The 9,217-nt window shown below is 62.0% G+C and carries 4 protein-coding genes and 1 pseudogene; 2 read left to right on the forward strand and 3 right to left on the reverse strand.

The window, feature by feature from the left end:
• The coding region (locus AC629_RS09865) for a hypothetical protein (RefSeq protein WP_143199033.1) at window positions 1–236 on the forward strand (236 nt) is incomplete at its 5' end.
• Window positions 237–313: 77 nt separating this feature from the next.
• Here the strand turns inward: AC629_RS09865 and AC629_RS09870 are convergent.
• The 3 genes and pseudogenes from AC629_RS09870 to AC629_RS09880 form a co-directional block, all read right to left on the reverse strand.
• Window positions 314–1,633, reverse strand: coding sequence for an HlyD family type I secretion periplasmic adaptor subunit (locus AC629_RS09870; protein WP_084804609.1), 1,320 nt, complete (start codon window positions 1,631–1,633; stop codon window positions 314–316).
• Window positions 1,630–3,376 (reverse strand): annotated as a pseudogene (locus AC629_RS09875) (type I secretion system permease/ATPase). Before AC629_RS09875 ends, AC629_RS09870 begins: the two are co-directional and overlap by 4 nt.
• 86 nt (window positions 3,377–3,462) lie before the next feature.
• The gene (locus tag AC629_RS09880; RefSeq protein ID WP_168195439.1) at window positions 3,463–8,838 is read right to left on the reverse strand and encodes an Ig-like domain-containing protein; all 5,376 of its coding nucleotides are present in this window, start codon (window positions 8,836–8,838) and stop codon (window positions 3,463–3,465) included.
• On the opposite strand from AC629_RS09880, the gene AC629_RS09885 reads away from it, so the two are divergent.
• Complete coding sequence (locus AC629_RS09885) at window positions 8,837–9,145, forward strand: hypothetical protein (protein WP_143199034.1); 309 nt, start codon at window positions 8,837–8,839, stop codon at window positions 9,143–9,145. The genes AC629_RS09880 and AC629_RS09885 overlap by 2 nt on opposite strands.
• The last annotated feature ends 72 nt before the right edge of the window (window positions 9,146–9,217 follow it).

Below are 9,217 nucleotides of genomic sequence, written 5' to 3' on the forward strand. Positions count from 1 at the left end.
TTCTCGGGCATGCCAGTGACGTTCGTGGACGCTACGGCCGCAAGGGTACTCTTGATCCGCAAGTCGCGGCGAAAATCGAGGCGCTCGAACCGCCCGTGATCAAGCAGATGGGAGAGATCCTGCTCGCTGCAAAGAACCGGGCAGAAAATCGCGAGCTCACGGTACTGAAGCGTATTAGTTTCAGAGTTCGCGATCCAGTTCTGAATGGCGCGCCCGGAATCGACGGGATATCTTGACGGAGCGGCCAAGGGGACTCGGCGCCCGGGCATTCGACCGCACCGACGATTGCATGAAGGCGGCCAGAAGCGATCCCTCACCGCTCGCGGAAAGCCCTTGTCACCTGATCCGCCAGCGGCTTGGTCAGATAGGACAGGACTGTTCTGTCGGCCGTCTTGATGAATGACTCCACCACCATTCCGGGAACGAGTTTCACGTCGCCAAGACGAGCAATCTCCGCGGGAGCAATCCCGATACGGGCCGAGTAATAGGACTGCCCGGTTCGCTGGTCCGTCGTCGTATTCGCAGCGATGCGGTTGACGACGCCGTCGATCTCCGGCGTGGTGCGTGCATTGAAGGCGGTGAAGCGCAGCCCCGCGGTCTGCCCGAGCGCCAGCTGGTCGATGTCCTGCGGCTGAATCTTGACCTCGACGTCGAGCGTATCGTTCACCGGCACGATCAGCATCATGTCCTCGCCCGGCTTGACCACGCCGCCCACGGTGTGCACGCTCAGTTCGTGCACGATTCCGTCTTGCGGCGCGCGGATATCGATCCGCTCCAACTGATCCACGGCCGCTATCTTGCGCTCCCCGTTTTCGCCGATCTTGGAATCGATCTCACGCAGCTCCTTCGATACGTCGCTGGCGAGATCCTGATCGACCTGGAAGATCTGCAACCGGATCTCCGCCATCTTGCCGCGCGACTGCGCGATGGACGCGATCAGTTGCGCGCGCTCCCCGCCAAGGCGCGCCGCGTCGCGTTCAAGTGACGTGAGACGCGCCATCTGGATCAGGTGCTTGTCCCAGAGGTCCTTGACGCCCTTGAGCTCCTCCTGGACCAGATCGATCTCGCGCCCCTTGGACTCCTGTTGCGACTCGAGCCCCCGCACCTCTTCCTCAAGCTGGACAATGCGCTGCTGAAGCTGCTCCTTCTGCCCCGCTCGCGCCGCCCGGCGCATGTTGAAGAGCTTGCGCTCACCATCCATCACCTGAAGGACATAGGGTGTCGATTGGCGATTCAGGAAGGCCTCGGGCATCTTCATCGCCTCGAGCCCGTCGCGTTCGCTTTGCAGGCGTGCGGCACGGGCGGAGAGCTCGTCGAGCGCCTTCTCCACGATCCCGAGATTGGCACGGAGCTGGGTCTCGTCCAGGCGCACGACCACGTCGCCGGCATGAACGATGGACCCGTCATGCACGTTCAGGGCACCGACAACGCCGCCCGTGGGGTGCTGCACCTTCTTGACGTTCGAATCGACGACGATCGAGCCTTGTGCAACCAGCGCCCCAGAAATCTCAGTCGTCGCCGCCCACCCGCCGAAGCCAAGAAAGACCGCCACCAGTCCCGCTGCCCCGAGGAGCGAATGCCGGTGGATCGACTTCCCTGCGTCGAACCCGTGTCCAATCTCGATCGCGGTCATTTCTGGCCTCCCATCACTACAACTCGTGAAGGCCCGGGCTGAGGCTCCCGCTTCAGGACCTGTGACAGGACTTCATCCTTCGGACCGAAGGCCTGCTGACGACCGTTTGCGAGTGCCAGCACAAAATTCACCCCGGCCAGAGCTGACGGGCGATGAGCAACGACGATGACGATTCCGCCCCGCTCCCTGACACCGAGAATGGCCGCGGTCAGGGCCTCATCTCCCTCTGAATCGAGGTTGGCGTTCGGCTCGTCGAGCACAACCAGGAACGGGTCGCCATAGAGCGCGCGCGCCAGTGCCACACGCTGCTGCTGTCCCGCAGACAAGCTGCGCCCTTGTTCGCCGACCTGTGTATCGTAGCCCTGCGGCAGGCGCACGATCAGTTCGTGAACGCCAGCGGCCATTGCGGCATCGACAATCCTGTCCGGGGGGCGCGCTCGGATCGAAGCGGGCAATGTTCTCGGCGATCGTACCCTCGATCAGTTCAACGGTCTGCGGCAGAAAGCCGATGTGCTTGCCAAGGGTTTCCGGGATCCACTGGTCCAGCGCCGCTGAATCGAGGCGAATGCTGCCTCTCACTGGAGGCCACAGGCCGACCAGAGCGCGGGCAAGCGACGACTTCCCTGAAGCGCTCGGTCCGATGATGCCAAGTCCGCTACCGCTCTTCAGCGTGAAGGTAACGTCCTGCACCACTGTGCGCTGCGACTGCGGCAGCGCGACGGTAACCCCCTCCGCCGAAATGTTCTTTGTGGGGGCGGGCAGCGGTGTCGGCTCGGGCTGTACGGGCAGCAGGGCGAACAGCTTCTCCAGGCGCTGTCTGGCCTGATGCGCAGCGACGAGCCCCTTCCACTGCGAGATCGCAAGATCAACCGGTGCCAGCGCCCGCGTCGACAGGATCGACGAGGCGATGATGATGCCCGCGGTCGCCTGCTGGTTGATGACAAGGTAGGCGCCGACCGCGAGAACCACTGACTGCAGCATCATGCGAAACACACGCCCCATCGAGCCGAGCCCGTCGATGACATCGCTCGCGCGCAGCTGCCCCACCACATATTTGTGGTTGGCCTCCTGCCAGCGATCGAGCAGACGGCCCGTCATGCCGAGCGCCGTAATCGCCTCGGCATTGCGGCGGCTCAATTCCGCCAGACGCGTGCGCTCGCCGCCGACCTGCGCCGCCTCCCGCACCCGTCCCCGCGAATAGACCTCCGTCAGCAATGTCAGCGCGATGAGAATGATCGCGCCCGCAAGAACGGTCACCCCGAGCCAGACATGGAATGCGAAGCAGATGGCCAGATAGAACGGCAGCCAGGGCAAATCGAAGAATGCGGTCAGCCCGCGTCCGGACAGATAGCCGCGAATCGCGTCGAGATCGCGGACGGGCGCAATTCCCTCCCCGCTCCGCGGCGCCTGCAGCGGCAAGCGCGAGACCATGCAATACACGCGATCCGTCAACGCCTGATCGAAACGGACCGCGATACGGCTTAAGAGGCGGCCGCGCAATGCGTCCATGAATCCCTGAAACAGATAAAGCACAATCACCAGCGACAGCAGACCAATCAGGGTCGGCACGCTGCGGCTCGGCAACACCCGGTCGTAGACCTCCAGCATGAAGAACGAGCCCGTCAGCGCCAGGATATTGATCGCCGCGCTGAACAAGCCGAACACGACAAAGGCATGCCGACATGCAGCCAATGCCTGCCCCAGCTCGGACTTTGCCGACGGGTTCTGAACCTTGCTGGACATCACACGCGTTCCGTTACAAACGAAGGATTGGAAGAAAGAGGCGCATTGCTGCGCCTCCTTCGTTGGTGTCATTCCATTTGGCTGGGTTAAGCGAAGTGGAAGTCGTCGACCGTCAGGCTGGCCTTGGACACACCGGTCAGCGTGAGCTTCGAGCCGTCGGCGTAGGAAATGTCGACGCCGTTCCCCGAGTCGTGGACCGCGCCGGAGGCCATCAGCGCCTCGAAGTCGGCGAAGACGTTGTGGTCGAGTTCGATCACGTCGTGATCCGTTCCTTGCGCCTGGAAGTCGGACACCTTGTCGTGACCGTCGCCGATCTTGAAGACGAAGGTGTCGCTGCCGAGGCCGCCGGAGAGCTGGTCGTTCCCCGCACCGCCGATGATGGTTTCATTGCCGTCACCGCCATTGATCTTGTCGTTGCCGACGCCGCCATTGAGCACGCTGTTGCCAGCGCCGCCGAACAGGTTGTCGTTGCCGGCATCGCCGTTCAGCACGCTGTTGCCGGAGCCGCCGTTGATGGTGTCGTTGCCGTCACCGCCATTGACGATCTTGTCGCCGCTCTCGAGCGTGACCATATCGTTGCCGGTGCCGGCATCGATGACGTCATTTCCGGATGACGCGACGATGATGTCGTTGCCGTCGCCCGCGGTGATGTGGTCCGCGGCGGTGGTGTCGGACAGGACGTCCGAACCATTGGTGCCGCTGACCGCATGCAGGCCATCGAGGGTCAGCACGAACTGGCCGGCGGAGTGGCCGCCGTCATTGTCCGCCGCCGTGTAGCTGATGGTCACGGTGGCCTGCTGCCCATCGCCCAGCGACGAGAAGATATCACCGCCGTCATACACGAGCTGGCCGTCGACAATGTGGAAGGCCGAGGTCGCCGCATCGGTGCTGACGTTGACGCCGTCCACGCCGGTGACGGTGAAGCCGGTCAGGTGCGGCTGGCCGTCCTCGACGTCGGTATCGTTGTGCACGAGATCGAACGTCGCGGTGTCACGCAGCTGGACTTCTCCGGTGTCGGCGACGGTCACCGGCAGGTCGTTCACCGAGTTGACGGTCACAGCAACGACGGTGTCGATCGAGGTGTGACCATCGCTCACGGTGACGATGAAGCTGTCAGCACCGTGATAGTTCGCGGTCGGCGTGTAGATCCAGTTGCCGTTCGCATCAATGGTGACGTTGCCGTTGGCGGCGCCATCGCCCTTGATGACGTAGGACAACCGATCGCCGTCCACGTCGGTAGCGACCACCTGGCCGGTGACAGGCTTGTCTTCGTCGGTGGTCACCGGAGCGACCGGCGTAACCATCGGAGCGTGGTCAACCGGAATTACATCGAACGAGGCGTGGGCCACCGCCGCGCCGCCCTGGCCGTCCGAGATCGTGTACTGGAACGACGCCTCACCGGTGAAGCCGCTAGTCGGCGTGAAGTGAATGCCGTCCTGGTCGAGCGTCACGGTGCCACCGGCAGCCGAACCAACACCGGTGATGGTGAGCAGGTCCTGATCGACGTCCGTGTCGTTGGCGAGCAGATCGGCAGTCTTGATCAAGAACGATGGGCTGTTTTGCACCACGTCTGGAAGCGTGTCGGCTACTGCGACCGGCGCAGTATTCACCAACCGAAGCGAGACGTTGTCGAGCTCAGCACCGTTATTGCCGCTCGCATTCCCGGTGCCCTGGAAGATGAGCTGGTTGGCGACGCCGCCGTTCACGATATCACCACCGGTCACATAGACCGTGATCTCCTGCCAGGTCTGGCCGTTCGGAGCTGTCGGCTGGCCCGCCGCTGCGCCCGCAGCGATCGTGCCGGTCGCCGAATCCCACCCCGGAGACGTGCTGTAGACGAGCTTGCCGCCCCAAAACACGTTCATGCCTTGGTCGGAATGCGACGCATCCCCGTCCGCGAGCCAGAAGGTCAGCTTGTAGGTCTTGCCGGCGTCGACGCCCTGAACCGTTTGGGCAAGCTTGATGTTCGTGCCTGCGGAGCTACCGACCGTATCGACATAGTATTTGCCGTCCTCGGCATCGATCGGGTTGTTTGTCGTGTCCTGGGCATGCGAGGCATGCAGTTCGATTTTCTGGGTGATATTGAGATCGGTCCAGCCTGCGATAACGGCGGGCTTGTCGTTCCTGTAACCCCAGGTGGCCGAGTCGTTGACGCCGGTCAGGTCCTCGAAGCTGCCATTGATGATCAGATTGGGATTCTCATCAATCTTGATCATCGAGACGTTGTCGAGCGCTACGCCCGCACCGTTCGAGCTTGCTGTGATGCTCTCGAACGCCAGTTTGTTTGATCCATCGCCGGCACCGCCGACCACATCGATAGTGATTTCCTGCCATGCGGCCTGCGGCGTACCCGTGTAGATGATCACACCGCCCCACCAAACCTGGATGGTGTCATTGGTCTGCGCGGTGTCGGTGTCCGCAATGGAGAACTTGAGCTGATAGGTTGCGCCCTCCTCGATACCGGCGACAGTCTGGACCAGCTTGGCGTTTTTGTTCGCGCCTTCCATGTCGAACCAATAGGTTCCTTCCTTGGCGCTGATGCCACCGACCGTATCCTTGTGGACCTCAGCACGCGTGTCGGCCACGTTGACCCATCCGGCGATGACGCCGGCCGGGCTTGTGTTACGGTAACCCCAGCTCGCCACGTCGTTGGCGCCGGTCAGATCCTCGAAGCCGCCATTGACGATCAGATTGACCGGCGGCGGTGGCAACGGCGCATCGACCGTCACATGTTGGGTCGCGACGTCCGTGCCGCCGTGCCCGTCGCTCACCAGGTAGGTGAAAGTGTCCGTTCCGGTGAAGCCGTCGTTCGCCGTGTACTCAAAGGTGCCGTCGGCTTTGACCACGACGGTGCCGTGAGCTGCAGCATCCTTAAGAGCGAAGGTCAGGATATCGGCATCGGGGTCCGTAGCCGTGAGCTTGCCGGTGATGACGGTGTCAGCGCGACCATCGACGGTGCCATCCACGGCATCCGGCGCATGATTTTCCAGAGGCGCGTCGGCCTCGGCGATCTTGATGAAATGCACGTCGTCGAGTGCTGCACCGTAGGTGTTCAGACTCGTGCCCGTCGCGATGAACTCCAGCTTGTTCGAACCGTCGCCCGATCCACCGATCACCGTGAAGGTGAAGGTCTGCCACGGGTTGGTTGCCACGCCCTCATAGACGAGCTGACCAGCGAAATACACCTGGATGCCGTCATCGCTCACGGCCGTATCGGCATCTGCCAGCGAGAATGAGAGCTGGTAGGTTGCGCCTTTCTCGACGTGACCGATCGTCTGAACGAGATGGGTGTTGGTGTTGTAACCATCCATATCGATGAAGATGCTGCCGTCCTTGGCGACGACGCCGTTCGGCGAGTCCCAATGCTGCTCGACGCGGTGGCCATTGACATCTGTCCAGCCCGCGATGATGCCGTTGGCGTTGCGGTAGCCCCAGTCACCGGAGTTGGGGCCATTGTTGCCGGTGGAGATCGAGATGTCCTCAAAGCTGCCGTTGACGATCAGATCCGTGCCGATCACGATCCCTGGCATGACGTTGAAGTTGACGGTCGCTTCGTCCACACCGCCGTGTCCATCGTTCACGACATAGGTAAAACTGTCCGCACCGAGGTAACCAACGTTCGGTGTGTACACATACGAACCATCCGCCTTGAACGTGAGGGTGCCGTGCTGCGTCGTATCGCCGAGGATGAACGACAGCGCATCGCTGTCGGCGTCCGTTGCGGTCACTTTCCCGGAGATAGCGATGTCCTGGCTGACCAGAACGCTCGCATCGACGGCGTCCGGCGCTGCGTTGTTCGGCGACGGCATGCTCGGATCAGCGAGCTTGACCAGATGCACGTCGGTGAGCGAAGCGTCGAAGACGCTCGAATCTGCGCCTGCGCCTTCGAAAACAAGCTGGTTCGAGCCGTCACCGGAGCCGCCGGTGACGATGAAGTGCATCTTGGTTGCACCTTCCGGAGTGCCTTCATAGATCACCTGGTTGTTCCAGAGCACCTTGACGCCGGTATCCTCCCCACCGGCGAGATCGGCGAGCGTGAAGCTCAGGCGGTAGATCGCGCCGTTTTCGGCATTCTCGACCTGCTCGATGAGGTGGCCGTTGCCGATGCCGTCATTGGCGACGAGATCAGTGCCGACCGCGATGGTCGAAGCAGTCGCAAGTGCGGGAGCCTTGTTCGCCACATATTCAAGATCCGGCAGAGCGGCTGCAACTGCGGCATCGGTCCCGATGGTCGCATGCAACGACAGTTCGGAGCCGGTCCATGTCACGCCATCCGCGAAAGTGATGAAGGCCGGCAGATCGGTGCCGCGAATCACCACCGCGTCATTGGCATTGGCTCGGATGATCAAATAGGCGTTGTCTTCGGTGACGGTGACGGTGACGTCCGTCGACTTGATGTCGCCGAACGTGATGGTGGTGGTGTCGTTGAGCGAGACCAGATCGATGCCGTCGCCGCTGTTGAACAGCACCTGGTCGCCATTGCCGGTCGCCACGATGACGTCGTTGCCGGCGCTGCCGTCGAGCACGTTCGCGCCCGCGCCGCCCGACAGGTAATCGGTGCCTGAGCCGCCGACCAGATGATCGTTGCCCGCGCCGCCGAACAGCAGGTCGTTGCCGCCATCGCCATAAAGCGTGTCGTTACCGGTGGTGGAGCGAACGATATCGTCGCCCCGCATGGCATAAATCATGTCATCGCCGGCGGTGTCGTTCACGACATTCCATTCCGGCGTGCCGTAGATGACCTTGATGCCGTTGATCGCCTCCTCGTTCGGGCGGGCTCCCTGCATGTTGTCGACGAAAACGGCATCAACGCCCATGTCGATGAGATTCTGGATGTCGGCCTGCGACGACCCGTTGAGCGTCCAGGCCACCACCTTGAGGCCGTCGGCATGAGCCTGCGCAACGTCCGCCGCCGTGAAGGAGCCGATAGAAGGCGCCCAGAAATCCGCGTAGGTCGCGTAGTTCGCGAGCTGAGCGGACGTCGCGCTACCGGTGAGTTGCAGCAACTGAAAATCCACACCGTATTGAACCATGATGGTGTCGTGGAGCTGCTGCAGGTTGGTTGCGCTGAAGCTCTGGATGACGATCAGGCTTGGGTCGGTGAAACCATGTTCGATGAACGTTTTGACCACGGCCTCGCTGGTCGCGTAGTCGGTGCTTTTGGTTTCGGGAACGATGCCGATGTCGCGGCCGGTCTCGAGCGAGTACTGCTTCACGAGATCGATCACCTGACCGAAGGTCAGGAGCGCCGGGTTCATGGCCAGCGCTTCCGCGTAGGTCACGTTGGCAAAACCACCTGCAATGTTGTCGTGGCTGACGACGAGCACGCCGTCCTTGGTCAGATACAGATCCGGCTCAACGAAATCCGCACCCCAGTTCATGCCCCATGTGTAGGATTCCAGCGTTGAATCCGGGTAGGGATCGCCGCCGCCACGATGACCGTAAAGGGTGATGTCAGACATGCTCATTCTCCAACAGTGTGATGCTTACGATGTTGATGGGTCGGCTAATCGCGGGGCGAGCGCGCGTGCTGCACCGACGACGAAGGTCGCGAAGGGATGGGGAGAAGCCGCGCGCACGGCATGCCTGCGCGCCACGTCGGCGATTTCGATGATGTCGAGGGTGCAGCGTCGGGACGACACATCGCGCGCGCGGCAAGAGCGATTGCCCGCACTCAAACGTCTCGGGCTTTTTCTGTCGCCAAATATTCATCTGAACACCCGTCGAGCCTCCTACGAAGCTGAAATCGACACGATCATGTTCATATGAACATTCGCTATGTTCGTTTACATGATTAACATGACGTGCACGCGACACCTCGGCCCTCGCGGCAAGGGACAT

The sequence above is a fragment of the Bradyrhizobium sp. NAS80.1 genome, assembly GCF_001908205.1.
In the GTDB taxonomy this organism is placed as follows: domain Bacteria; phylum Pseudomonadota; class Alphaproteobacteria; order Rhizobiales; family Xanthobacteraceae; genus Bradyrhizobium.

What these genes read in the sequence shown, in the direction of transcription:
- AC629_RS09880 (WP_168195439.1), bottom strand. Translation starts at nt 8,838, where the DNA reads ATGTCTGACATCACCCTTTACGGTCATCGTGGCGGCGGCGATCCCTAC.
- AC629_RS09885 (WP_143199034.1), top strand. Translation starts at nt 8,837, where the DNA reads ATGCTCATTCTCCAACAGTGTGATGCTTACGATGTTGATGGGTCGGCT.
- AC629_RS09870 (WP_084804609.1), bottom strand. Translation starts at nt 1,633, where the DNA reads ATGACCGCGATCGAGATTGGACACGGGTTCGACGCAGGGAAGTCGATC.